The organism is Devosia sp. YR412 (assembly GCF_900110945.1).
Taxonomy (GTDB): Bacteria; Pseudomonadota; Alphaproteobacteria; order Rhizobiales; family Devosiaceae; genus Devosia.
The window spans coordinates 278,402-303,806 of record NZ_FOFL01000002.1; the positions used below are offsets into that span (position 1 = coordinate 278,402).

Here is a 25,405-nt window from a genome sequence, read left to right on the forward strand (position 1 = left end):
AGCGGAGCGTCCTCGTTGGGTGGGTTCAGTTACTGCCGAACTGCTGGCGGATCTTGTCGACGATACGCGCGAGCCCCACGCCGTTGGACCCTTTGACCATAACAGCGTCGCCATAGGCAAGGTCGGATAGCACGATCTCCGCCATCTCCTGCGCCGTCTGTGTATGGGCGGCAACACGGCCTGGCCCGAGCGCATCAGCCAAGGCCGCCATGCCGGCGCCCACCAGATAGATGCCTTCGGCACCAGAGGCATTGACGGCCGGAACAAGGCTGGCGTGCAGGCTCGCCGATTGCTTGCCCAGCTCCAACATGTCGCCAAGAATGACAAGCTTGCGGCCACCCGGCGCAGTTTGGGCGGCGAACACATCCAGCGCCGCGGTCATCGAGGCCGTATTGGCATTATAACTTTCATCAGTGAGCAGCAGCGGCCTGTCCGATGGCCCCAGGGTCAGCCGCTGGCCACGTCCCGGCTGCGCGCCAAAACCGGCCAAGGCCCGCAGCGCCACGGCCGGCTCGATGCCGGCGAGATGGCTGACGGCCAGTGCTGCCGTGGCATTGGCGACCATGTGGCGGCCGGGCACATTGAGCACCAGCGCATGGCGGGTGCCGTCATGTTCCACAGTGGCAAAGCTCTTGTCGGCAGCGATTTCCATATCGAGGATCTGCCAATCCACGCCGCGCGCCTCGCCATAGGTGACGATCCGGCCAACGCCGGCCGCATTGGCCTCATCGAGAAGGACATTGAGCTGCGGATGATCGGCATTGAGCACCACCGTACCGCCCGGCTCCAGCCCGGCAAATATCTCTGCCTTGGCGCGGGCGATGCCGTCCAAGGAGCCGAAGGCTTCAAGATGCGCTGCGGCAATCGTGGTAATGACAGCAATATGCGGCCGCACCAGTTGGGCCAGCGGGCGGATTTCGTCAGGCCCGCTCATACCCATTTCGAACACGCCGAACTGCGCCGTTTCGGGGAACCGTGCCAGCATCAGCGGCACGCCCCAGTGATTGTTGAAGCTCTTGATCGAGGCATGGGTTTCCCCCGCCGCCTCGAACACCACGCGAATGGCTTCCTTGGTCGTGGTCTTGCCGACGCTGCCGGTTACGCCGACAACAATAGCCCTGCTGCGCGAACGGGCAGCGGCACCCACAGCCCGCATGCCTTCCAGTGCATCGGGAACCATGACGCGCTTGTTGCCCTCACCCCGGCTGACCAGAGCGGCGACCGCGCCATTGGCCAGTGCCGTATCGACGAAATCATGCCCGTCGAAGCGGTCGCCCTTGATGGCAACGAACAGCGCATCAGGCCCGATCTCGCGGGAGTCGATGCTGATGGCATTGATCGGCGTCGACGGATCGAGACTGCTCGACCCGCCGGTCGCGGCAAGAATTTTGGCAATAGTGTAGAGGGGCTTGCTCATGACGCGATCCTGCCGCAGGCGGCACCTCTCCCAAAGGCAGAGGTGTGGTTCGGTGCCAGCCTGTCGCTCAAAATCTTACCCCTTGATCGCCTCCGCCACGACCTCATGGTCGGAGAAATGGTGCTTCGTCGTGCCGACGATCTGGTAGTCCTCGTGGCCCTTGCCGGCAACCAGCAAGACGTCACCCTTTTGCAGCGACTTGACTGCCGCAACAATAGCTTCCTTGCGGTCGCCGATTTCCTTGGCGCCCTTGGCCGTGGCGAGGATTTCCTTGCGGATCGTCGCGGCATCCTCGGTGCGGGGGTTGTCGTCGGTGACAATGACATCGTCGGCCATGCGCTGGGCCACTTCGCCCATCATCGGCCGCTTGCCCTTGTCGCGATCGCCCCCTGCCCCGAAGACGACTCGCAGCTTCCCCTTGGCATATGGCCGAAGCGAGGCAAGCGCCGATTCCAGCGCCACCGGCTTGTGCGAATAGTCGATGAAAATAGCCGCGCCATTATGTTCGCCCACCAGCTCCAGTCGGCCCTTGGCGCCGACCAGTTCGGAAAGCGCCGGGAAGGCCTGCGCCTTGTCGACGCCGCTCGACATGGCGAGCGCTGCCGCGACGATGGCATTGGAGACCTGGAATTCGCCGGTCAGCGGCAGGTGGAAGCTAAGCTTTTCGCCGACATGGCGCACCTCGACGCGCTGGCCATAGCCCTCCGGCTTGACCGACAGCACCTCGATATAGGCGCCCTCGCGACCAACCGTCAGCAGCGTGGCGCTGGCGCCGAGCGCTGCGAACATGAAGGGTTCGTATTCCGGGTCATCGACATTGACCACTGCCGCGCCGCCATCGACCAGCAGGTCGGTGAACAGGCGCAGCTTGGCATTGCGGTATTCGTCCATGTCAGCGTGATAGTCGAGATGGTCGCGGCTGAGATTGGTGAAGGCCACCGCCTCGAAATGCATGCCGTCGAGCCGGCGCTGGTCAAGGCCATGGCTCGACGCTTCAAGCGCCACATGGTCGATGCCCTGGGCCTTGAGTGCGCGCATCGACTGGTGCAGCGTGCGCGAATCCGGCGTGGTCAGGCTGCCTTCGATATGGCGCGTGGCCGTATCGACGCCGAGCGTACCGATGCTGGCACCGGGCACGCCGGCATAGTTCCAGATCTGGCGCACGAAGGAAGCGACCGAGGTCTTGCCATTGGTGCCGGTGACGGCAACGGTGATTTCCGGCTGCGGCTCGAAAATCCGCGAGGCGGCGCGGGCATAGGCGGCCCGCACATCCTTGACGACGACAACGGGCACGCCCGGATCGCCCACCGGGGCGGCATCGGTGATAATGGCCAACGCGCCGCGTTTGACCGCGTCGGGCACGAATTGGTTGCCATGCACATTGTGCCCCGGCAGCGCAAAGAAGATATCCCCCGGCTCGATCCGGCGGCTGTCGGAATTGAGGCCGAAGACCGCGCCCAGGCCCTTCTTGGGGCGGGCGCCGGAGCCTTCGAGCAATTGTGTTACGCTGAGTGACACGGAGGCAAATCCTTCTGGATCAGTTGAATTGTGAACCCGGCGGGCCGTTGCGAAGCGCAGCGGGCACCAGGCTATCATCGATCAGTGGCGAAAAATCGGGGGCAATGCCGAGCATCGGCGCAACGCGCTGCACGATACGGCCGGTCACGGTACCGGCATTCCAGCCAGCGGTCGTGCCGGTCTGGGCGCTTTCGGCCTTGGGCTCGTCAACCATGATCACCATGGCATAGCGCGGATTATCCAGCGGGAAGGCCGAGCCGAAGAAGTTGGTCACCTTGCTGGACGAATAGCGGCCATCGACCACCTTTTCGGCGGTACCCGTCTTGCCGCCGACGCGGAAGCCCAGCGCCAGTTTGTTCATCTGTCCGCCCGAACCACCCGACCCGATCGCATTGAGCCGCATCAGATAGCGGATCGCCTCGCTTGTGGAAGGCTGCACGACGCGGCGATACAGCGGCTCGGCATCGGCCATGCTGCGCTTGTAGAGCGTCGGCGAAATGTAATTGCCGCCATTCACGAACGCCGAATAGGCGGCGACCATATGCAGCGGTGACACCGACAAACCATGGCCGAAGGAGGCCGTGGCCGCGCCGACTTCCGAAAAGCTCTTGGGCACGGTGGGCAGGCGCATTTCCGGCAGTTCGAACTGCACGCGCTCGTCAAAGCCCATGGTCGACAGGAACGCCCGGTAATTGTCCTTGCCCATGGCCTGCATGACGCGGATCGTGCCGATATTGGAGGAGTATTTATAGACTTCCGGCAGGCTCAGAATGCGGTGCTTGCCGTGGAAATCGTCGATGGTGAAGCGGCCGAAACGCACCCCGAAGCGCGCATCGAACTGGTCGGTCACCCGCACCGAGCCGCTATCCAGCGCCCCGGCCAAGGTCACCGTCTTGAAGATCGAGCCCGGCTCGAAGATGCCGGCGGTGATGCGGTTGAAACTGTCCTTGACCAGGGCGGTCTTGGGATCGTTGGGATCGAAATCAGGCAGCGAGGCCAAGGCGATGATCTCACCGGTATGGATATCCATCATCACGCCGGCGGCCGCGATGGCCTTGTAGCGCGTCATCGCATCGGCCAGTTGCTCGTGCATGATGTGCTGCACGCGCATGTCGACGCTGAGCTCGACCGGCGCCAGTGCATTGCCGCGCGCCAGGCCTAGGTCCTGCAGCAGGGCGATGGAATCGCTGTCCATATGCTTTTCGATGCCGGCGATGCCCTGGTTGTCGATATTGGTCGAGCCCAGGATATGGCTGGCTTCGCTCATTCCGGGATAGAATCGCTTGGACTCAGTGATGAAGTCGATGCCGGGAATGCCCAGCCGCATCACCTTGTCCTGGATGGCGGGCGACAGCTCGCGCTGCACCCAGACAAAGCCCTTGTCGCCAGTCAGGCGATTGCGCAGGAAATCTTCGCTCAGATCGGGCAAGACCGTGCGCAGTTTCTGCACCGCCTCTTCCACATCGATGATGCGGCGCGGCTCGGCAAACAGCGACGGCACGCGGATATCGACGGCCATTTCGAGGCCATTGCGATCAAGGATCGGCGGCCGCGTCGCGGTGATGACGTCGCGCGCCTGCCCCTCGATGGTGGAATCGGTTTCCACCATGCCGAGCTGCACGAGACGACCACCGACCAGGCCAAAGCCCAGCACCATGGCCAGCACCATCCATCGGATGCGCGCCTGGGTGAGATTGCCGCGCGCCTTGCGCGCGCCTTCGATCGAAATGGTGGGGGCGAAATCGTCGGCAACGGCCATTATTCGATCCCTTCCAGCTCGAGGATGGCATCGATCGGATCGACACCGGCGGCGAGCGATTCAAACAGCGAATTCATCGCCGATGTATTGGGCTGCTGCCGCACTGGACGCATCGGCAGGGCTTCGAAGGCGCCGAACTGCTCCTGCTTGACCGGGGCGATGGCCAAAGCCAGCTCGTGCCGCGCCACGATCGGCCCGATATGACCCGGCTGGCTCAGCACTGCTTCGTCGGCCTTGAGGATGGAGAGTTCGCCCTCCTGGCTGTCGATCTGGGCGATCAGTTCGGTGCGCTGGCTGGCGGTATTTTCGATCGAGAACTTGATCGCATAAACGCCCGACAGCATCAGCACGCTGGTGAAGATCAAAAAGATGTTGAGATTGCGGATCATGCGCCCCTCACCTGCGGCACGCTGAGACCGTCATAGCTGACGGGACGCTGTGCGGCATCGGAGCGGGTCGCGGCGCGCAGGATGGCCGAGCGGGCCCGTGGGTTGCGGCCAAGTTCAGCCTCGCCGGCCTTGCGCGCCTTGGCAACCTCGACCCAGCGACGAGCCTCAGCCTCGACCTGCGGCAGGTGGCGCGACTGGGCTGGACCACCCTTGTCGGGATCAAAGAAGCGTTTAACGATACGGTCTTCCAGCGAGTGGAAGGTGACGACGACCAGCCTGCCGCCCTCGTCCAGCAGCCGCTCGGCGGCAAACAGCGCCTCAGCCAACTGCTCGAACTCGGCATTGACCGCAATACGCAGCGCCTGAAAGGTGCGCGTGGCCGGATGCGCATCGCCCGGCTTGCGGCCGATAGCCTTCTCGACGATCTTTGCCAGCTCCAGCGTCGTCGCGATCGGCGCAATGTCGCGCGCTGCGACGATGAACTGGGCAATACGGCGCGACTTGCGCTCTTCGCCAAAGGCATAAAGCAGGTTGGCCAAAGGCTCCGCATCGAGCTTGTTGACGAGGTCGGCAGCGCTTTCGCCCTGCCCGCTCATCCGCATGTCGAGCGGTCCTTCGCGCATGAAAGAAAAGCCGCGTTCGGCCTGATCGAGCTGCATCGAGGACACGCCGATATCGAGCACCACGCCGTCGATCGGCCCATGTTCGGCCGCCAGGGTATCGAGCTCGGAAAAGGTGCCCGGCACGAAGATCAGCCGGCCTTCGAACTCCGCCATCAGCGCGTCGGCAAACGGCTTGACGCTCGGGTCGCGGTCAATGGCGATAACAATCGCGCCCGCTTCGAGCAAGGCACGCGAATAGCCGCCGGCACCAAAGGTGCCGTCGATGATGCGCTTGCCGTCGAGCGGAGACAGCGCCGCAAGAACCTCGTCCAGCAGGACGGGAACATGCGGGCCATTATCTTGGCTGGTTTCGGGCAGGAAACGCTTGCCCATAGATGCCGCTACTCCACTCCGGCCGAAATCCGGTCCGTAAACATTTCCGCACTTTTGACCACACAGGTTTAAGATTCTGTTTCCCATGAGCGATTAGCCGGTGTTTTGAAGCTTCGGATTCAGAAATTATTGCAATGAAACCTTGGTGGAACTGCTTTTCTGTGTTGTGTGGCCCTGCCCTTTGCGCCATGAACACGGATACTGCGCGCCGGGAGCGTAAATGCCGATTTCCACTAATGTTTTTGTACGTTCGACGACCCTGTTGCTGGCCGTCGCCTTCCTGGCGCTGGCCACCATTGTCGGCACCACCATCTGGCTGGTCGAAAACAACAATTACTGGTTCAACGAAACCACCAACGCGCGCGTTGCCCGCGCCGTGACAGTCAGTGTGCGCAATGCCCTGCAGGATGCCGAAACCGGCCAACGCGGCTATCTGCTGACGCAGGACGAACGTTACCTCGAGCCCTATGACGCCGCCCTGCCGGAATTGCCAGGCTTTCTGGATCGGCTGGAACAGGTTCTCGCCCCCTATGCCGAGGCCAATGGCGTAGCGGACATGGTGCGCACCAATACCAACAACAAGCTGGCCGAATTGGCCGAGACGGTAGAGCTGACCCGGGCCGGACGGTTCGATGAAGCGCTCGCTATTGTTCGCGGTGACAGTGGCAAGGTCGACATGGACGCCCTGCGCACCATGTTTACCGGCATTATCGACGCTGCCGACGCCCGCACCATTGAGGGCCTTGAATATCAGCGCAATGGCACCGTCGCCCTTCGTTGGGTCACCATCATCGGCGGCGTGATCATCTTCGCCTTCGTCGGGGCCGCAGCCTGGACGGTGGTCACCTATAATGGCGAGATCGCCGCTGCCCGTGCCGAAGTCGAAGCCGCTAATGCCGGGCTGGAAGAGCGCGTCCGCGAGCGCACCTCCGACCTCGGCCGCGCCAACGAGGAAATCCAGCGCTTCGCCTATATCGTCACGCATGACCTGCGGGCGCCGCTGGTCAATATCATGGGCTTCACCAGCGAGCTGGAGACCAGCGTCGGCGAACTGGCGGGTTATATGAAGGACCGCCCAGACGACGGGAACCCCAATTTCGCCGATGCCAAGCTCGCGGCAACCGAAGACCTGCCCGAGGCCATCACCTTCATTCGCGCCGCCACGCGCAAGATGGACAGCCTGATCAACGCCATCCTCAAGATCTCCCGCGAGGGCCGCCGCCAGCTCAAGCCCGAAACGCTCGACCTGGCCGAGATCGCCAATGCCACGGTAACCACGGTGCAGCACCAGATCGTCGAAAATGGCGGCACTGCCACTGTCGATGTCCGCCTGCCCCGCATCGTCACCGACAAGCTGTCGCTCGAACAGGTGCTGGGCAACCTGCTCGACAATGCCATCAAGTATCAGCAACCGGGGCGCCCTCTCGAAGTGACTGTCCGCGCCAGGCCGGCGCAGGGCAATCGTATCGAGATCGAGGTCGAGGACAATGGCCGCGGCATCGCCGCCAATGACCACGAGCGCGTTTTCGAGCTGTTCCGCCGCGCCGGAACCCAGACGCAGCCGGGCGAAGGCATCGGTCTCGCCCATGTCCGCACCATGGTGCGAAGCCTCGGCGGCGATATTACCTTGCGCTCAGAGCTGGGCACAGGCACCACTTTCATCATCATCCTGCCGCGCGATCTGCGCAGCTTTATCGGGAGCCAGTCCGCATGAGCAATGACGGCAAGCCAGTTACCATCATCATGATCGAGGACGATGAGGGCCATGCCCGCCTCATCGAGAAGAACATTCGCCGTGCCGGCGTCTCCAACCAGATTCTGCCCTTTACCAATGGCAGCGATGCGCTGGCCTTCTTGATGGGGCCGGACGGCACCGGCGCGGTCAACAAGGGCCGCCAGCTGCTGGTGCTGCTCGACCTCAACCTGCCCGACATGACCGGCGTCGACATCCTCGAAAAGGTCAAGGGCAACGAGCACACCAAGCGCTCGCCCGTCGTTGTCCTCACCACCACCGACGACCAGCGCGAAATCCAGCGCTGCTACGACCTCGGGGCCAATGTCTACATCACCAAGCCCGTCGACTACGAAGGTTTCGCCAATGCGATTCGTCAGCTCGGCCTGTTCTTTTCGGTGATGCAGGTTCCGGAAGCCGACTGACCATGACCCAGCGCGTGCCGCATGTGCTCTATATCGACGACGATCCAGGCCTCGCACGGCTCGTGCAGAAGGCTCTGGAGCGGCGCGGCTATACGATAGAGCTGGCGGCAAACGGTGAAGCGGGTCTTGAACGCATCCGCCAGGGTGGCATCGACGTGGTCGGGCTCGACCACTACCTGCCCAGCGGCACCGGTCTTGACGTCTTGGCGCAGATGGCCGACCTCACCGACAAGCCGGCCGTGGTCTATGTCACCGGCACGGTGGAAACCGCCGTCGCCATCGCGGCGCTGAAAGCCGGCGCTGCGGACTATGTGCTCAAGACTGTCGATGCCGATTTCCTCGAGCTTTTGACCAGTGCCATCACCAATGCGGTTGACCTGATCAGCCTCAATCGCGCCAAGGCACAGGCCGAACTCGAAATGCGGGAGGCGCGCGAACGGGCCGAGATGCTGCTGGGCGAGGTCAATCACCGCGTCGCCAACAGCCTCGCCATGGTTGCGGCGCTGGTGGGACTGCAGGCCAATGCCGTCGCCAATGACGATGCCAAGCAGGCACTGGCCGAAACGCAGGCCCGCATCCAGGCCATCGCCGGCGTGCACCGCCACCTCTATACCAATGAAGACGTCCGCTCGGTACAGATCGGCGATTACCTGCAGAGCCTTGCTGCCGAGCTACAGACCTCCATGCGCGCCACCGGCAACGATTCCCGCATCGTTGTCACCGCCGAAAACATCGCCATCCCGACGGAGAAGGCCGCCTCGATCGGCGTCATCGTCACCGAGCTGGTCACCAATGCCATCAAATATGCTTATGCCGGCTCCAACAAGGGCGACGTGCGTATCCTGATGGCACGCGGCCTGGGCGAAAGCATCGACCTTGCCGTCGAAGACGATGGCGTGGGCTGGGACGGCACCGGCAAGCCGCAGGGCACCGGCCTCGGCAGCCGCATCGTCAAGGCCATGGCCAGCAGCCTCGGCGCCACTGTCGCCTACCGCAGTGAAGGCGGCGGCACCCGGGTGAGCCTGCAGTTCTCCGCCTAAGCCATTTCCACCACAACAGCACCGGACTTTAGCCCCGCCTCGACATAGGCATGGGCCGCAGCGACCTGCGCCAACAGATAGCATCGGTCGCTGACGGGCCGCACCGCGCCCGACTGCACCAGAGCGACCAGTTGCAGCAGATCCTTATGCTTGTCCAAGGCAGGCCGTAGCCCGGTCAGCATCACCTGCGCGCGTCTCGCCGATTTGCGCGTGCTCAGCATGTGCCAGAAGGTGGCCGGGCTCGGCACTGTTGTCAGATAGATCCCGCCCTGCCTGAGCGCGGCCTTGCAGCGCCGAAAGCTCGACTTGCCCACTACATCGAAAATCACGTCATAGGCATTCTGCGCTGTAGTAAAATTCACGGCATGGCGGTCGATCACGTGGGTAGCGCCAAGCGAGCGGATCAGGCCGGCATGGCGCGCACTGCACACCGCCGTAACCTCGGCGCCGAAATGCACCGCCAGTTGCACGGCAATCACCCCGATACTGCTGGAGGCACCATTGATCAGCACCCGATCGCCTTGCTTAAGCTGCGCTGCATCGCGCAGGAACGGCATGGCGGTGAGATAGGCATAGCTCAACCCCGCCGCATCGCCCGCATCGAGCCCCTCCGGCCGCCGCACCACGGCCGCATCCTCAGCCAGGCAGACATAGTCGGCACAACCACCCAGCGCGCTGCCAATGCTGCCGAACACCGCGTCGCCAACCGCAAAGCGCGTGACATCGCGGCCCACTGCCGCCACTACGCCGCCGATGTCACTGCCCAGCACAAGCTTTCTGGGCCGCAAAAATCCATTAAACAGCCGGGTAACGAACGGATCAGCCTGGCGAAACGCGCAATCGGCCAGTGTCACGCTGACGGCCTTGACTTGGATCAGCACCTCATTGTGCTTCGCGACCGGCCGCGGCACCTCGCGGACTTCCAGCACATCCGGCGCGCCATAATGGCTCTGCGTCACCTGTCTATTGCCCATCTCCATGCGTCATAGCGCGCCGCCGAGCCATGCTCGCGGCCTTTCAATCCACTCAAAGATCGAAACCGTTCAGTCCTGCCCGTCAGCCGGCGCCCATTGGAACACCTGCTCAAGTGGCACCTCAAAGGCAGCCGCAATGCGAAACGCCACTTCCAGCGATGGCGAATAGCGCCCCTGCTCGATCGCAACCACGGTTTGCCGCGTCACACCCACTTTCTCCGCCAGCGCCGCCTGGGTCATCTCCCCGGCATTGAAGCGCAGCACCCTGATGGTGTTGGTGATGCCTGACTGTCCCTTGCCCATTGGCCTAGCCGACCCGGTAGTAATAGAGCTGTGCCGCAGAACTGACCGTGCCGCCGATCATCGGCGCCCCGAACAGCCCATAGACGGCAAACACCGGGTCCACGCCCATGGCCAGCGGGACCAGCGCCAGGCCTGCCAGCGCAGACGTCACGATTCCCCCCAGCCGCAGGCTCCTCGCATCGATTGCCAGGTCCCGCTCATCGGCCGGTGCCTCCCGGAATGCCTCGCGCCGGACCGCAGACACCGCGATGCTCATCACGATCGTCGACACGATGCCGACGACGATGACCGCTCCGATCACCCACAACAGCTTGCCCGCAACGCCGGCCACCGTGGCCCCCACCAACCCGCCATTCAGCAGATCATATCCCAGCCAAACGGCAACCAGCAGCGCCGCCACCAGCTGTATCCAAGAAACCATCTCCCGATGCGTCATTGCACCCCCTTTCGCAAACGTTGAAGCATGAGTATGAATAACCGGACTAGATGTCAAGTTTTTCATACATCACAGGATGGACTGTTCCCTTGGAGGAGCAGAAGCCTCTATTGAGCCTGCACAAGGAAAACGCCAGTTGACCTATAAGCCGGGTTCTGTAGGGCCTGCGCCTTGCGGGCAGACGTGGTGACCATTCATCTATGGCGCCTGTTACCAGGACGCTCGTGCAACCAACCCGGATGATCTGGCCTCAAAACAGGCTGGGGCCGAGGCCCCGCGTCATCCCTATTTGGTCTTGCTCCCGGTGGGGTTTACCGTGCGGCTTCCATTGCTGGTCGCCCGGTGCGCTCTTACCGCACCCTTTCACCCTTACCTGTCCGAAGACCGGCGGTTTGCTTTCTGTGGCACTTTCCCTGGGGTCGCCCCCGCCGGCCATTAACCGGCACCGTGTTTCAAAGGAGCCCGGACTTTCCTCCAGCAGCAGGTTACCCCACTGCCAGCGGTCACCCGGTCAACTGGCGTGGCGTGATGTAGTAAGTTGCATGGCCCCGCGTCAAGCGCTGGCGGGATCGGCCGTCAGCAATGGGTGCTGTACCGGCTTGGTCAGCGCCTGATAGGCCAGGTTGATCGCCTTCATCCGGTCGGTTGCCACGTCGATCAACGCCTCGGGCACGCCCTTGGCGATCAGCCGGTCGGGATGATGCTCGGCCACCAAAAGCCGATAGACACGGCGGATTTCGGCCGGATCGGCCTTGGGATCCAGCCCCAGCACCGCATAGGGATCAACGCCCGCCTCGAGCCGCACATGCTGGCTGGCCATCTGCTCGAACCGCACATCGTCGAAGCCGAAAATATCGCTGACCGACTTGAGGTAATCGAGCTCGGCCTCATGCACCATGCCATCGGCCGTGGCGATATAGAACAGGCTGTCGAGCACATGCTCCAGCGTATCGGGACTGTCGTGGAAAAAGCGCGTCACTTTTCGGGCATAGGCGTCATAGCCGGCCACATCCTGCTTGGCGAGATTGAACACCCGAATGACCTGATCTTCATGGCCGGCGGCGATTTCTACCGTGGCGCGGAAGGCGCGTTCTTCCGAGGCTGTCACCACGCCATCGGCCACGGCCATCTTGGCGGCCAGGGCAATCAGCGCCAGCGTGAAGGCGGCATCGCGCCCGCCGGGCAGCCAATTGTCGGGGTCAAGCGCATTGGCCAGCGAGCCGGCAAAGCCCGTGCGCTGGCTGAAGGAGCCGACAAAGTCGCCCAGTCTCTCCCACATGTCGGTGTGCTTTTCGCAATTGCGCATGCTCGTGACGACCCGCTGCGCCTCGTGAGGGGAATCGTGCGGCAGGCCCGCGCGATCAGGAGGCGCAACCTAACGGCTGGCGACCAAACGGTCCACCGCCCAAAGCTGCATGGCTGCTTGCCTCAGTCCGCGAAGAAGGAGAAGCCCGGCTCTTCCCAACCGATGACGCGGTCACGGCGCTGGTTGTTCGGGCCCTGATCGAGGAAAAAGCCATTGGGATCATAGTCATTGGTCACGGTGGCCGAGCTACCGCCCTGACCCTGCCGGCGCGCCAGAAATTCCGACAGCGGCCCGGTTTCCCAATCCGCCAGATCCGCCTCGTTGACCATGGCGGGCAGTGGCTGTTGCTGCGGCGCGATACCGGGCGGGATGACGATGGCGCCGGGCGCCGTGACGGCCACCGGCACGCGGATCGGCTCGGGCCGCATCGATAGCGGCATGGGCACCGGCGCCACCTTCTGCGGCGGAATGGCAGCGACCTGCACCGGATCGACCGCGGCTGGCGTGGTCACGATAGGCGTGCGGACGGGCTGGGTAGCGGCCGTCTGCGCCGGCGCGGGCGCTGCACCTGCGCCAGTGATATAGCTTGGCAAAGGCTTGCCGGACTGCAGGAAACTATCGACCGCGGTGGCGGCCTGCGCAGCCGGAGCGGCTGGCTTCACCACAGCAGGCTTGGCTGGCGCTGCGACCGCAACCTCGACGGCCGGCTTGGCAACCGGCGCATCCGGGCGCTGGCTCAGCGGCGCGGGCGTGGGAGCAACGGGGGAGATCATCGCCACCTGTGCCGGTGCGGCATCGCCGGAAAATTGCGCCGACAACAGATCCGCCGCCGGCACGCCGATGACGAGAACAACCCCGGCCCAGGCCAGGCCATTGGTGATGCGGCGGTCAAGTTTCATGCTTCACGTCCCGAATTGCTTCGCCTCCGGTGGGCGAAAGAGCCGGATTTTCGTGGCCGTTTTATGGAAATCGGCCACGCGACCAGCAATGCGACCCGCAAGCTGAACGGAAGCTGAATGACGCAAAGTCAGCTTCCAGCCCACGGGCCGAGACGCCATCGCACCAGATCATGGTGAACGCAAGGTTAAAGCCCTGCGTCCGCCTCCGGCCGGCGACCCAGAATGCGCGCCAAAGCCAAGGCCAGCGGCGAGCGGTTATGCGTATAGATGTGGAATTCGGTCACGCCCTCGTCGAGCAATTCCGTCACCTGCTCGGCGGCCACGGCCGAAGCAACCAACGCGTGGGTTTCCGGCTCGTCGTCCAGGCCATCGAAACGCTCGGCCAGCCAAGCCGGGATCGACGTGCCGCAGCGCGCGGCAAAGCTAGCGATTTGCTTGAAACTGTGGATCGGCTGGATGCCCGGCACGATCGGCGCCGTGATGCCGGCAGCGCGGGCGCGCTCGACATAACGCAGGTAATCGCTGTTGGTGAAGAACATCTGCGTGATGGCGCGGTTGGCACCGGCATCGATCTTGCGCTTGAGATTGTCGATCTCGAACGCCATGTCCGGGCTCTGCGGATGCTTTTCCGGATAGGCGGCGACCGAAATGTCGAAATCACCGATGCGGCGCAGCCCGCCGACCAGATCGGCAGCATTCTGATAGCCTTCGGGATGTGGGGTGAACGGCTGGCCGACACCCTCCGGCGGATCACCGCGCAACGCAACGATGCGGTTGACTCCAGCCTGCTGGAAATCGCGCACCACGGCATCGACCTCGTCGCGCGTCGCGCCGACACAGGTCAGATGGGCGGCGGCATCGACGCCGGTCTCCGCCTTGATGCGGCTGACCATGCGCAGCGTGCGCTCGCGGGTCGAACCGCCGGCGCCATAGGTCACAGAAACAAAACGCGGCTTCAGCGGCGCCAGCTTGTGAACCGAGTCCCAGAATTTTTCCTCCATGACGTCGGTCTTGGGCGGGAAGAATTCAAAGGAAATCTGCAGGTCGGGGCGCTGGTCGGCGGTTTGGCGGCTGGCGCGAAGATTGTCGTCAAGCATGGTTCGGTTCCGTCTTCTTGTCGCTGAGGCGCCACAGGCACACTGTCAGGCCACGGTCATTGCTCTGGCTGGGAAATTCGCGCACCGCCTCCACAGTGAGATCGGCGGCGGCGGCCCAGCCGCTCATCTGGCTCTGCGACAGGCCCAGCCGGCGATGGGCATGCTCCTGGCGCAAAAATTCGAGGTCATGCGGGGCGAAATCGACGATCACCATCTGCCCGTCAGGCTTCAGCAGGCGTCGCGCCTGCGCCAGCATGCGGCCCGGATCGTCGAAATAATGCAGCACCTGATGCACCACAATGACATCGGCCGGCCCGGCCGTCAGGTCGACATCGCCGATATCGCCAAGCCGCACCTGCGCATGATTGATGCCGGCACTCGCCAGCCGCGACCGCGCCACGGTCAGCATTTCCCGGCTGGAATCGATGCCAATGCCGCGCTTGTAGCTGTCCACCAGCACTTCCAGCATGCGGCCAGTGCCGGTGCCAAGGTCGATCAGCGTCTCGACCTTTTTGCCATCCAGCGCCGCCACGACGGCCGCTTCCACGGCCTCTTCGGGCACATGCAGGGTCTTGAGCAGGTCCCAGCTGCTAGCCACCTTGGCAAAATACTGGCTGGCCTGCGCCTGTTGGCTGTCGCGCACCTTCTGCTGCCGCTCGATATCGCGCGCTCGCTCGATATCAGTGTCATCGACCCGGGAAATCAGCCATTTTGCCAGGTCGCCCGCATCGCCATCCTGCGTCAGCCCGTAATAGGCCCAGGCACCCTCGGCATTGCGCTCGATCAGCCCGGCATCGGCCAGAAGCTTCAAATGCCGCGACACACGCGGCTGACTCTGCTTGAGAATTTCGGTCAGGTCCTTGACCGAATGGTCGCCATCGGCGAGCAATGCCAGAAGCCGCAGCCGGGTCCCCTCACCCGCCGCCTTCAGCACCATCACCAATTCGTCCAGCTGAGCCATCGCCCCTCACGAGATATAAAGATGTCTTTATATCTGGATTGAAGGCGCGGTCTAGTGGCTTCGCAGGGCCAAAACAAAAATCCCCGCTTTCGCGGGGATCTTGTCAGGCCACGCTTTGCGCGCGGTCTTCGCTGACCGCCCGTTTGCGGAAGGCGTGGGCACGCCAGAGTTCGAAAATGCCGAGAGCTTCCTCGGTGTCGAGTGCAGCAAAGCGGCTGGCGATCATGGTCTTGTCGGCTTCGCTCGGCAGGTCGCGCCATGGCAAGGTGGCAACCACCGCCTCGAACAGATCAGTCGAGAGGCCGGCAGCGCGCAGCGCCACGGTGATGGCGACATAGTCTTGGCTGGCCAGCCATTTGACGAAAACTTCTGGCGCGACGCTCAGCATCACCGTCAGCGCAGCAGCAGCATGGTGGCCATAGCCGAAGCGGGCAAAGCGGGCCAGCGCGCGATCATCGAGCTGCTTGCGATCGCTGAGCGCCTTGACCTGATTATAGGCCACTTTCCACTCATTGGCGGAAAAGCCGGCGCGATTGCGCATGCGGTTATAGACCACGGCATTGACCTTGCCGGCCGCGACCGGATCAAGCGTGCGGCTGCGGTCGACCTCGCCCAGCGATTCCAGCACCTTGTTGGCCACCGAGTCGATTTCGCCGCGCAGCGACTTCCAGTCGATGTCGTGACGGTTGCGCAGGTCGGCGGCGATCTCCACATCGCGCACCGCGCGTTCCACCAGCTTTTCCAGCGTCGTCTTGTCCAGCTCGGCGCCGACATTGCGCACCAGCCGCACCACCGAGGCGCGCTCGCCATGCTCGACGATGGCCTCGCCGACACGATCGGTCACCGTGCTGCGGCCGGCAATGGCCACGCGATGCTCTTCGCTCTGATGCGAGACGATGTCGATCAGGTCGTCATCGCTGAGCACATTGGAGAATTCGAGCAGCGGCTTGGCCACTTCGATATCGTCATTGGCCAGCCGCACCACCACAGTGCCCGGTGCCCGGTCGAGCGGCGCTAGCAGCTTGGCGACATGCACCCGTGCCTCGACCTCGACCAGCGCGGCCAGCTGGCACAGCACTTCGTCATACTGGGCGACCTGCTCGTCGTCGCAGCGATCCGAGACATAGCTGAACAGCTGCGCCATGTTGCGGAACAGCTGATCGCGCTCGGAGTGATGGTCCTCGCCATGGGCACCACTCAGGACACGAAAGCTGGAAAAGGCGCGTTCGCCTTGATCGAGTTCTGACATGGTTGGTCCCGTTCTAAGCGGTGGATCTTGCCCCTCAGTGTGACGCCCATGTGCTCAGGCCGCCTGAAAGGGATCGGGCCAATTCAATTCAAGTTTTATCCGTCTGAAACTTTCCCCACGGCGGTCCTGTTGCTTTCGCCAGAAGGCGCACCGGGTTGTGCGGAATACAATTTTCTTAAAATGAAAAGGGCCCCGGCGTGATGCCGGAGCCCTTCAATTTTTTTACGCGTCAGAGGTTTAGCGCAGGTCGAACCGGTCGGCGTTCATCACCTTGGTCCAAGCGGCGACGAAGTCCTTGGTGAACTTTGCCGACGAATCCGACTGACCGTAGATTTCGGCCACGGCGCGAAGCTGCGAGTGCGAACCGAAAATCAAATCGACACGGGTGCCGGTCCAGCGAAGTTCGCCACTCTTGCGGTCACGGCCCTCGTAAACGCCCTCTTCGTCACCCTTGGGTGACCAAACCGTCGCCATATCGAGCAGGTTGGTGAAAAAGTCATTGCTCAGCACTTCAGGTCTGTCGGTGAAGACGCCATGCGCGTTGACGCCGGCCTTGAGCACGCGGAGGCCGCCGATGAGCACGGTCAGTTCCGGTGCGGTCAGGCGCAGCAGCTGGGCCTTGTCGACCAGCGACTCCTCGGGCTCGAGGAAAGCACGCGGGCTGTAGTAGTTGCGGAAGCCATCGGCGCGCGGCTCGAGCGCGGCGAAGGAGGTGACATCGGTCTGTTCCTGGCTCGCATCCATGCGGCCCGGGGTGAACGGCACCACCACATCCTGGCCGCCAGCCTTGGCCGCCTGCTCGATGCCGACGCCACCGGCGAGCACGATCAGATCGGCCCGCGAGAGCGTCTTGCCCGAGGCCTGGAACTCGGCGCGGATGGCTTCGAGCTTCTCCAGCACGCGGGCCAGCTGGCCGGGCTGGTTGACCACCCAGTCCTTCTGCGGCGCCAGACGAATGCGGGCACCATTGGCACCACCGCGCTTGTCCGAACCGCGATAGGTCGCGGCGGAGGCCCAGGCGGTGGATACCAGTTCCGAGACGGTCAGGCCCGACGCGGCAAGCTTGCCCTTGAGCACTGCGATGTCGGCATCATTGACCAGCTCATGATCGACGGCCGGAATGACATCCTGCCAGATCAGGTCTTCAGCCGGCACTTCGGCGCCGAGGTAACGCACCTTGGGGCCCATGTCGCGGTGGGTCAGCTTGAACCAGGCGCGGGCAAAGGCGTCGGCAAACTGCTCCGGGTGGTCATGGAAGCGCTTGGAGATCGGGCCATAGATCGGATCAAAGCGCAGCGCCAGATCCGAGGTCAGCATGGTTGGCAGGTGCTTCTTGGATGGGTCGAAAGCGTTGGGGATAACGGCATCGGTGGTCTTGGCGACCCACTGCTTGGCGCCGGCCGGGCTGGCCGAGAGTTCCCACTCATATTTGAACAGGTTCTCGAAGAAGAAATTGCTCCACTGCGTCGGCGTCTGCGTCCAGGTGACTTCAAGGCCCGAGGTGATGGCATCGGCGCCGAGGCCGGTGCCATGCTTGCTCTTCCAGCCCAGGCCCTGGTCTTCGAGATCAGCGCCTTCCGGCTCGGCCGCGATCAGCGACGGATCGCCCGCGCCATGCGTCTTGCCGAAGGTGTGCCCGCCGGCGATCAGCGCCACGGTCTCTTCGTCATCCATGGCCATGCGGCGGAAGGTTTCGCGAATGTCGCGCGCCGAGGCGATCGGGTCAGGATTGCCGGCAGGACCTTCCGGATTGACATAGATGAGGCCCATCTGCACGGCGCCCAGCGGCTCGGAGAGCTCGCGTTCGCCCGAATAGCGCTCGTCGCCCAGCCAGGTGCCTTCCGGACCCCAGAACAGCTCTTCGGGCTCCCAGACGTCGGCGCGGCCACCGGCAAAGCCGAAGGTCTTGAAGCCCATGCTCTCGAGCGCGACATTGCCGGTGAGGATCATCAGATCGGCCCAGCTCAGCGCATTGCCGTATTTCTGTTTGATCGGCCAGATCAGGCGGCGCGCCTTGTCGAGGCTGGCATTGTCCGGCCAGGAATTGAGCGGCGCAAAGCGCTGCTGGCCCTGCCCCGCGCCGCCACGGCCGTCGGTGATGCGATAGGTGCCGGCGCTGTGCCAAGCCATGCGAATGAACAGGCCACCATAGTGACCAAAGTCGGCCGGCCACCAGTCCTGGCTATCGGTCATCAGCGCAGTGAGGTCGGCCTTGACGGCGGCCAGGTCGAGCGTCTTGAACGCCTCGGCATAGTCGAACCCATCGGCCAGCGGATTGGAGAGGTGGGAATTGCGGTGCAGCATCTGCACGTCGAGCGCCTTGGGCCACCACTGTCTGTTGCCGCCATGCTTCTTGGGGGCGCCACCGCCGTGATTGACCGGGCACTTGGCTTCAGACGCGTCGGCGCCATGGGGATTGGTGTCGGACATGCCGAGTCTCCTATTGCTTGCTGCTGGCCGCTTTATAGGAAGGTGACAATCATTAGGCCAATTGATAATACAACCATCGTGTATAGGTGGAGCTTATCGTGCATCTCTCGCTCAAACAGATGCGCTATGCGGTGGCCGTGGCCGAAACCGGCCATTTCGGCCGCGCCGCCAAAGCCTGCAATATCAGCCAGCCGGCACTGAGCCAGCAGGTGCAGGCCATCGAGGAATTGTGCGGCACGCCATTGTTTGATCGGCTGAAGGCTGGCGTGCGGCCGACACCTTTTGGCCTGGAATTCGTCAGCCGCGCCCGCCAGGTGCTGGATAGCGCCGACGCACTTTCGGCCTTCACCCTGGGTCATGCCGGCGAGCCGGATCGGCCGATCCGCTTCGGCCTGATCCCGACCGTCGCGCCCTATCTGCTGCCGGAAATCTTTCCGGCCCTCACCGCTGGCCTGCCGGGCCTCGACTTCACCGTCAGCGAGAACCGCACCGATGCGCTGATGGCAGGGCTCGTCGAGGGCAGCCTCGACGTCGCGCTGATCGGCACAGAGGCGCCGGAGCAGGGTCCGAAACTGGTCAGTCGGTCGCTGTTCGAGGATCCCTTCGTGCTGGCCACCAGCTTGAGCGAAACCACGAGCACGCCTGTTTCCTTGGCCAGTCTGGCGCCCGAACGCATCCTGTTGCTCGATGAGGGCCATTGCTTCCGCGACCAGACCATTGCCGCCTGCCGGCTCGACAGCGATCCCAGCGCCCGCACCTTTGCCGCCACCTCGCTCTCGACCATTGTCGAATTCGTCGCCAATGGTCAGGGCGTGACGCTGCTGCCGAGGATTGCCCTGCGCAAGGAAGCCAGCGACCCGCGCATCGCCATCCACGACCTCGGCGCCCCCGGCGCCGGACGGCTGCTGTCGCTGGTCTGGCGCGAAGCGACGCCGTTTGGCGCCACGTTCGACAAGATGGCCGAGGTGATCAGGTCTCTCTATCCAGCGGCATCGCCATCAGGGCGGTGAAGCCTTGGTAGTTTTGCCGCAGATAGCGCTCGTCGGTCTTGGCGATGATGGCGCGGATCATCTTGTCGCCGGCCGCCGCCAAGATGGCCATTCCCGCCGCCGTCGGCCGCATCTGATAGTCGAACCGGCGCTCGTCCCTGATCTTCTCGATCAGTCCACGCGCCATCAGCGCCCGAAGCTGGTCGGTGATCATCTCCTTTGGCCGCAGCACCGAGCTGCTCTGCAGCGCCAGCACCAGCATGGCACGGACATCGGTCTCCCGCTCGTCCAGCATGCTGAGATCCTTGACCACCATCGTCATGTAGGCACCCAGACCGTGGCGCTTCAGATAGGCCCGGCCCTTGTCGGTCAGCGGCACAGATGCGCCGCGCTTCTTGCCCAGGAAGCCCCGCTTGATCAGCTGCGCCACCATGCCGAGGTTGGAGGGCGCATAATGCTTGAGATCGACCCTGAGCTGGCCGCTACCGGCGGCACAGCACAGATAATAATTCCGCTCAGCGGCCAGGGTCTTGAAGCGTGGGGCATTTCCAACGTGGTGGGCGGGCATGGCGTGATCTCCAGTCTGCTCCAACAATGACAGAGGCCCGGCGTAGGCGCTGTTCCGCGCGAAACATTCGTCAGGCGGCCACCCGCTTGCGGCGCTGGAAACTGTCGTAGCTGAACACCAGCAGAGACAGCCAGATCAGCGCAAAGCTGAACAGCCGCACGCCGTCGAGATGCTCGCCGAACAGCAGGATGGCGAGCAGGAACTGGATCGACGGCGCGATATACTGGAACATTCCGATCGTCGTCATCCGCAGCCGCTTGACTGCAAAGGCGAACAGCAGCAGCGGAATGGCGGTGGCCGGACCGGTGATCACCAGCCAGGTCATCAGATAGGGATCGGCATGCGCGCCCGGCCCGACCGTGGCAAAACTATAGGCGATATAGCCCAGGGCAAACGGCACCATGATCAGGGTTTCGGCAAACAGGCCCGAGGCCGGGCCCATATGGGCTGTCTTGCGGAAATAGCCATAGAACCCGAAGGTCAGCGCCAGCCCGAGGGCAACAAAGGGAATATTGCCCAGGGCAATCGCCTGAACGGCGATGGCCACGGCCGCCATGGCGATGGAAATGGTCTGCAGCCGGTTCTGGCGCTCGCCGAACAGCAGCATGCCGATCAGCACATTGACCAGCGGCGTGATGAAATAGCCAAAGCTCGCCTGCAGCACCTGCCCGCTCTCGATGGCCCAGACATAGAGCAGCCAGTTGGCCCCGAGCAGCGCGGCCGAGAACAGTGAGCCAAGTAGCCGGCGCCGATCGGCAAACAGCGCCCGCACTTCGGCAAAGCCACCCCAGATGGTGAGGATCGGGACCAGCACCACCAGCGACCACAAGGTCCGCTCGGCCACGACCAGCACCGATCCGGCCGCCTCCACCTGCTTGAACAGCAGGGGCAGAAAACCCCACAACCCATAGACCAGGATTGCCGCAGCGACCCCCTTGCTGCCATCGGACATCGGTCGTCCCGGCGGCTGTGTCGCGGCTAGGGCCTCGGGTGCGGATTCGGGAAGCGACATGAAAAACTCCGCATCCGCCGGGGATGCTCTGAGGCCTCTGATAGCAGCGCGTCCCCGCGCTCGCCAAGCAGAGTTTGTGATCCGCGCTCGCGCTAAAGCTGATAGCTGGCGCCAACCTTTTGCCGCGGACTGCGTTGACCTCCTGCAAGACATTCACCAGCAGGAGTTCATCATGAAGAAAACCGTCACCTGGGTTCTGATCGCTGACGGCGCACAGGCGCGCGTCCTCGAACACCATGGCCCGGGCAAGGGACTCAAGCAGGTCGAAGGTCTCGACTGGGCCATCGAACCGCTGCAGGCTCAGGACATTGTCTCCGACCGCCCCGGCAGCAAGAGCGGCACCGGCACGCACGGCGGCTTCGAAGCCAAGACCGACCCGGTCGCCTATCGCGAAACCGAATTCGTCAAATCCGTCGCCGCCACGCTCGACCGCCACCAGCAGAAGGGCGATTTCGACCGCCTGGTGATCGCGGCTGCGCCGATTGCGCTGGGCGATCTGCGCAAGGCCATTTCGGCCGCGGTGCAGAAGACCGTGGTGGCCGAGCTGAACAAGGATCTGACCAATACACCGACGGCGCAATTGGACAAGCATCTCGACGGTATTCTGGCCGCGTAACTTTAGCGCAGCAAAATCAACACGCTAAATGACGAGGCCGATGCAACTGGTTCAACAGTTGAATCGGCCTCTTAATGTGTTGAATCTCTTTCTCAGCGGATACCCCGAACGGCTGGGCGGCCGGCATCACCCCACCCGACCCCTCCGGGGCCACCCTCCCCATTCAGGGGAGGGATAGGAGAGTTCAGCACACTCGATGCTTCTTATCCCTCCCCCTTGTGGGGAGGGTGGCCCCCGAAGGGGGTCGGGTGGGGGTACTTCCTAATCCTCGTCAGACTCTTCGCCGTCCTCATTCTCATCATCCCCGCCCTCAATCGCATCGAGAAACTCGATCAGCATCGTATTGACCAGTTCCGGCCGCTCGATGCTGGGGATATGGGCCACGCCTTCCAGCACGGCCGCAAAGGCATTGGGCATTTCTTCCGACAGCGTCTCGTGCCGCTCGATCAGCGCGGAAAAATCCTCGTCGCCGACCAGCAGCATGGTCGGCGCACCAACCTCGCCCACCCGCGTCCAGGCGCTTGGCCGTTCCTCTTCCAGCGTCAGCTGCGGCTTGCTCAGCACAATCGCATTCATGTCCAGAAACAGCTCGCGCGGCGCGCCCGTCACACGGCCGCCAGAGGTGCGCGGACCATCGAGCCATTCATGCGCCTGCACGCGATTGATCATCTCGAGATCGCCGCGCTCATAGGCATCCTCTTCGGCCGCCTCGATCTGGTTCTCGACATCGGTTGCGCTCCAGGGCGCGCCGGTGATGGAGGTGCCTATGAGAACCAGCCCGATCACCTGCCCCGGATGGCGCAGCGCAAAATCCACTGCCAGCCCGCCGCCCATCGAACAGCCGACAAACACGGCCGCATGGATATCCAGCGCCTTGAGCAGCGATTCAAGATCATCGACATGGTTGAAGGCGACGTCGGGGCTTTCGGTCTCGCCATAGCCCCGCCGGTCATAAGCAATCGCCTGCCAGCCCTCGTCGGCCACCATGGCCATCTGCTCGGCCCACATCCGCTTGTCGCAGACCCCGGCATGCAGGAACACCACCGGCAGTCCTTCGCCCAGCCGGCGCCCCATCAATTGCGCGCCGCCGACAGAGACCGAGAACTTTTCACCAATCATAACCAGATCGGGCAAACCGGCCCGCCTCCTATTCCGCGACGAGCACGCAGAACGCAAAGTCGTCGTCGCGCGCCCAGCAGCCGGGTTGACCATCCACCGGCGACAGGTCCTCGATCTCATCCGGCCGCGATCCCGGCGCCGCATCGGCCTCGATCAGATAGCCGGTGCCAACCCCGTCCTGCTCCAGCGCAAAGGCAAAAGTGCGACCATCCGGCAGACCGAACGTCAGCCCACCGCCATCCAGCGCCACATCGCAATCGAACGTGCCATAGCCCGTCATGGTACACTGCCCCGGCGCCGCATAAGCCGCCACCGCCATCGCGCCCCAGATCAGGGTCGCCGCAACAAACTTCATCTTGCCCCCACAGCAACGGGCGTCCACGGACCCGCAGTCAAATATACCAACGAAATCTGTGTTGCACAGTTTCGCGCGGCCCGCAAAACCCCAGTGTCTCCATGGTTTCCGCGGGTCGATGCAAAAGAGGCGCCCTTGCGGGGCGCCTCGGATGGTTACCGCGTCAGCGGCTTATACGTCGCGCGCTTCGGGTTGACCGCATCGGCGCCCAGGCGGCGGATCTTGTCGGCCTCGTAGTCCGCGAAATTGCCTTCGAACCATTCGACATGGCTGTCGCCTTCGAAGGCCAGCATGTGGGTGGCCAGACGATCGAGGAACATGCGATCGTGGCTGATGATCACCGCGCAGCCGGCGAATTCTTCCAGCGCTTCTTCAAGGGCTGCCAGGGTTTCGGTGTCGAGGTCGTTGGTCGGCTCGTCGAGGAGCAGGACGTTCGAGCCAGACTTCAACATCTTGGCCAGGTGCACGCGATTGCGTTGGCCGCCCGAGAGATTGCCGACCTTCTGCTGCTGGTCGCCGCCCTTGAAGTTGAAGGTGGAGGTATAGGCGCGCGAGTTCATTTCGCGCTTGCCCAGCATCAGCACTTCGTCGCCCTCGGAGATTTCTTCCCAGACGGTCTTGTTGGGGTTGAGGCTGTCGCGGCTCTGGTCGACATAGCCGAGATGCACATTCTCGGCCACGGTCACAGAACCGGTATCGGGCTGTTCCTGGCCGGTCAGCATCTTGAACAAGGTGGTCTTACCGGCGCCGTTCGGCCCGATGATGCCGACAATGCCGCCCGGGGGCAGTTTGAAGGTCAGGTTGTCGATGAGCAGGCGATCGCCGAAGCTCTTGGACAGGCCTTCCACGTCGATCACATTGTGGCCGAGGCGTTCGCCGGGGGGAATAATGATCTGGGCGCTCTGGCTCTGGGTGCGGGCGTCGTTGATCTTGACCAGTTCGTCATACGCCTTGAGACGCGCCTTGGACTTGGACTGGCGCGCCTGGGGAGACTGGCCCATCCATTCCTTTTCGCGTTCCAAGACCTTGGAACGAGCCTGATCTTCGCTCTTTTCCTGCGCATAGCGCTTGGCCTTGGCGCCGAGATAGGCCGAGTAATTGCCCTCATAGGCAACGCCGCGGCCGCGATCGAGCTCGAGGATCCAGCCGGTGACATTGTCGAGGAAGTAGCGATCGTGGGTGATGATCAAGACGGCGCCGGCAAATTCGCGCAGGTGGCGTTCGAGCCAGGCGGTGGTTTCGGCATCGAGATGGTTGGTCGGCTCGTCGAGCAGCAGCAGGTCGGGCTTGGAGAGCAGCAGGGCGCAGAGCGCCACGCGGCGGCGTTCGCCACCCGAGAGCTTGGTCACATCGGCATCGCCGGGCGGGCAGCCGAGCGCTTCCATGGCCACTTCGACCTGCGATTCGAGATCCCACAGGTTCTCGGCATCGATCTGGTCCTGCAGCTTTGAGGCTTCATCGGCGGTCTCGTCCGAATATTCCATCATCAGCTCGTTGTAGCGATCGACGATGGCCTTCTTTTCCTTGACGCCGGTCATCACATTGCCGAGCACATTGAGCGCCGGATCGAGCTCTGGCTCCTGGCTCAGATAGCCGACGCGGGCGCCCTTGTCGGCCCAGGCTTCGCCCTGGAATTCGGTATCGACACCAGCCATGATCTTGAGCAGCGTGGATTTACCCGAGCCGTTGGGGCCGAGCACGCCGATCTTGGCGTCGGGGTAGAAGCTGAGGTGAATATTGTCCAAGACCTTCTTGCCGCCGGCATAGGATTTGGACATTCCGTGCATGTGATAGATGAACTGGCGAGCCATCGGCT

At 63.2% G+C, this 25,405-nt stretch carries 24 protein-coding genes and 1 other RNA gene; 5 read left to right on the plus strand and 20 right to left on the minus strand.

The features are described from left to right. Positions 1–25 precede the first annotated feature (25 nt). The 5 genes from murF to rsmH all read right to left on the minus strand — a co-directional run bounded on the left by murF (position 26) and on the right by rsmH (position 6,078). The gene (gene murF / locus BM045_RS07630; protein ID WP_092181728.1) at positions 26–1,417 is read right to left on the minus strand and encodes a UDP-N-acetylmuramoyl-tripeptide--D-alanyl-D-alanine ligase; all 1,392 of its coding nucleotides are present in this window, start codon (positions 1,415–1,417) and stop codon (positions 26–28) included. A 75-nt stretch (positions 1,418–1,492) separates the two neighbouring features. Continuing rightward, positions 1,493–2,935: a UDP-N-acetylmuramoyl-L-alanyl-D-glutamate--2,6-diaminopimelate ligase gene (locus BM045_RS07635; protein ID WP_244522924.1), complete on the minus strand. Its 1,443-nt coding sequence runs from the start codon at positions 2,933–2,935 to the stop codon at positions 1,493–1,495. Positions 2,936–2,954: 19 nt separating this feature from the next. Then, positions 2,955–4,694: a peptidoglycan D,D-transpeptidase FtsI family protein gene (locus tag BM045_RS07640; RefSeq protein ID WP_092181734.1), complete on the minus strand. Its 1,740-nt coding sequence runs from the start codon at positions 4,692–4,694 to the stop codon at positions 2,955–2,957. Then, entirely contained in the window at positions 4,694–5,083 is a 390-nt protein-coding gene (locus BM045_RS07645) for a cell division protein FtsL (protein ID WP_092181737.1), read from the minus strand. Before BM045_RS07645 ends, BM045_RS07640 begins: the two co-directional genes overlap by 1 nt. After that, the gene (rsmH, locus tag BM045_RS07650) at positions 5,080–6,078 is read right to left on the minus strand and encodes a 16S rRNA (cytosine(1402)-N(4))-methyltransferase RsmH (RefSeq protein ID WP_092181740.1); all 999 of its coding nucleotides are present in this window, start codon (positions 6,076–6,078) and stop codon (positions 5,080–5,082) included. The genes BM045_RS07645 and rsmH overlap by 4 nt, the downstream gene beginning before the upstream one ends. A 220-nt stretch (positions 6,079–6,298) precedes the next feature. On the opposite strand from rsmH, the gene BM045_RS07655 reads away from it, so the two are divergent. The 3 genes from BM045_RS07655 to BM045_RS07665 are packed head-to-tail and all read left to right on the plus strand — an operon-like array spanning position 6,299 to position 9,275. Then, on the plus strand, positions 6,299–7,792 hold the full coding sequence (locus BM045_RS07655) for a sensor histidine kinase (protein WP_092181743.1): 1,494 nt from the start codon (positions 6,299–6,301) through the stop codon (positions 7,790–7,792). Beyond that, positions 7,789–8,235, plus strand: a complete 447-nt coding sequence (locus tag BM045_RS07660) for a response regulator (RefSeq protein WP_092181746.1) — start codon at positions 7,789–7,791, stop codon at positions 8,233–8,235. Before BM045_RS07655 ends, BM045_RS07660 begins: the two co-directional genes overlap by 4 nt. 2 nt (positions 8,236–8,237) lie before the next feature. Beyond that, positions 8,238–9,275, plus strand: a complete 1,038-nt coding sequence (locus BM045_RS07665; RefSeq protein ID WP_092181749.1) for a histidine kinase dimerization/phosphoacceptor domain -containing protein — start codon at positions 8,238–8,240, stop codon at positions 9,273–9,275. Here the strand turns inward: BM045_RS07665 and BM045_RS07670 are convergent. From BM045_RS07670 to katG, 10 genes are all read right to left on the minus strand, one after another. Then, positions 9,272–10,249, minus strand: a complete 978-nt coding sequence (locus BM045_RS07670) for an NAD(P)-dependent alcohol dehydrogenase (RefSeq protein ID WP_170848425.1) — start codon at positions 10,247–10,249, stop codon at positions 9,272–9,274. The two genes, BM045_RS07665 and BM045_RS07670, sit on opposite strands and share 4 nt — an antisense overlap. Before the next feature lie 69 nt (positions 10,250–10,318). Continuing rightward, positions 10,319–10,552: a helix-turn-helix transcriptional regulator gene (locus BM045_RS07675; RefSeq protein ID WP_092181754.1), complete on the minus strand. Its 234-nt coding sequence runs from the start codon at positions 10,550–10,552 to the stop codon at positions 10,319–10,321. A gap of 4 nt (positions 10,553–10,556) precedes the next feature. After that, positions 10,557–10,952 carry a hypothetical protein gene (locus BM045_RS07680; RefSeq protein ID WP_139198746.1) on the minus strand — a complete coding sequence of 132 codons (396 nt, stop codon included), beginning with the start codon at positions 10,950–10,952 and terminating at the stop codon, positions 10,557–10,559. Positions 10,953–11,116: 164 nt separating this feature from the next. Continuing rightward, positions 11,117–11,507: RNase P RNA component class A (rnpB, locus tag BM045_RS07685), an RNA gene on the minus strand. A gap of 34 nt (positions 11,508–11,541) precedes the next feature. Beyond that, positions 11,542–12,267, minus strand: a complete 726-nt coding sequence (locus BM045_RS07690) for a molecular chaperone DjiA (RefSeq protein ID WP_092183135.1) — start codon at positions 12,265–12,267, stop codon at positions 11,542–11,544. A gap of 149 nt (positions 12,268–12,416) precedes the next feature. Then, a complete protein-coding gene (locus BM045_RS07695) occupies positions 12,417–13,193 on the minus strand; it encodes a hypothetical protein (protein ID WP_092181760.1) in 777 nt (258 codons plus the stop codon). Positions 13,194–13,378: 185 nt separating this feature from the next. Continuing rightward, the gene (gene metF / locus BM045_RS07700; protein WP_092181763.1) at positions 13,379–14,290 is read right to left on the minus strand and encodes a methylenetetrahydrofolate reductase [NAD(P)H]; all 912 of its coding nucleotides are present in this window, start codon (positions 14,288–14,290) and stop codon (positions 13,379–13,381) included. Then, positions 14,283–15,251 carry a metalloregulator ArsR/SmtB family transcription factor gene (locus tag BM045_RS07705; RefSeq protein ID WP_092181766.1) on the minus strand — a complete coding sequence of 323 codons (969 nt, stop codon included), beginning with the start codon at positions 15,249–15,251 and terminating at the stop codon, positions 14,283–14,285. Before BM045_RS07705 ends, metF begins: the two co-directional genes overlap by 8 nt. Before the next feature lie 103 nt (positions 15,252–15,354). Further along, a complete protein-coding gene (locus tag BM045_RS07710; protein ID WP_092181769.1) occupies positions 15,355–16,500 on the minus strand; it encodes a DUF2336 domain-containing protein in 1,146 nt (381 codons plus the stop codon). Positions 16,501–16,737: 237 nt separating this feature from the next. Next, positions 16,738–18,930 (minus strand): catalase/peroxidase HPI, encoded by a 2,193-nt coding sequence (gene katG / locus BM045_RS07715; RefSeq protein WP_092181772.1) that lies wholly within the window; start codon positions 18,928–18,930, stop codon positions 16,738–16,740. A gap of 98 nt (positions 18,931–19,028) precedes the next feature. Here katG and BM045_RS07720 point away from each other — a divergent pair, with 98 nt between their 5' ends. Continuing rightward, positions 19,029–19,940: a hydrogen peroxide-inducible genes activator gene (locus BM045_RS07720; protein ID WP_139198747.1), complete on the plus strand. Its 912-nt coding sequence runs from the start codon at positions 19,029–19,031 to the stop codon at positions 19,938–19,940. On the opposite strand, the gene BM045_RS07725 is transcribed toward BM045_RS07720, so the two are convergent. Together BM045_RS07725 and rarD are read right to left on the minus strand one after the other, a co-directional pair. Further along, on the minus strand, positions 19,900–20,487 hold the full coding sequence (locus BM045_RS07725) for a hypothetical protein (RefSeq protein ID WP_092181778.1): 588 nt from the start codon (positions 20,485–20,487) through the stop codon (positions 19,900–19,902). The genes BM045_RS07720 and BM045_RS07725 overlap by 41 nt on opposite strands. Positions 20,488–20,557: 70 nt before the next feature. Then, a complete protein-coding gene (rarD, locus tag BM045_RS07730) occupies positions 20,558–21,499 on the minus strand; it encodes an EamA family transporter RarD (RefSeq protein WP_170848426.1) in 942 nt (313 codons plus the stop codon). Between the two features lie 172 nt (positions 21,500–21,671). Here rarD and BM045_RS07735 point away from each other — a divergent pair, with 172 nt between their 5' ends. Beyond that, positions 21,672–22,115, plus strand: a complete 444-nt coding sequence (locus BM045_RS07735; protein ID WP_170848427.1) for a host attachment protein — start codon at positions 21,672–21,674, stop codon at positions 22,113–22,115. Between the two features lie 261 nt (positions 22,116–22,376). Here BM045_RS07735 and BM045_RS07740 read toward each other — a convergent pair whose 3' ends face one another. The 3 genes from BM045_RS07740 to ettA all read right to left on the minus strand — a co-directional run bounded on the left by BM045_RS07740 (position 22,377) and on the right by ettA (position 25,400). After that, a complete protein-coding gene (locus BM045_RS07740) occupies positions 22,377–23,249 on the minus strand; it encodes an alpha/beta fold hydrolase (RefSeq protein WP_170848428.1) in 873 nt (290 codons plus the stop codon). A gap of 13 nt (positions 23,250–23,262) precedes the next feature. Beyond that, complete coding sequence (locus BM045_RS18705; protein ID WP_139198748.1) at positions 23,263–23,589, minus strand: hypothetical protein; 327 nt, start codon at positions 23,587–23,589, stop codon at positions 23,263–23,265. 155 nt (positions 23,590–23,744) lie between these two features. Further along, positions 23,745–25,400, minus strand: coding sequence for an energy-dependent translational throttle protein EttA (gene ettA / locus BM045_RS07745; RefSeq protein WP_092183139.1), 1,656 nt, complete (start codon positions 25,398–25,400; stop codon positions 23,745–23,747). Positions 25,401–25,405 lie beyond the last annotated feature (5 nt).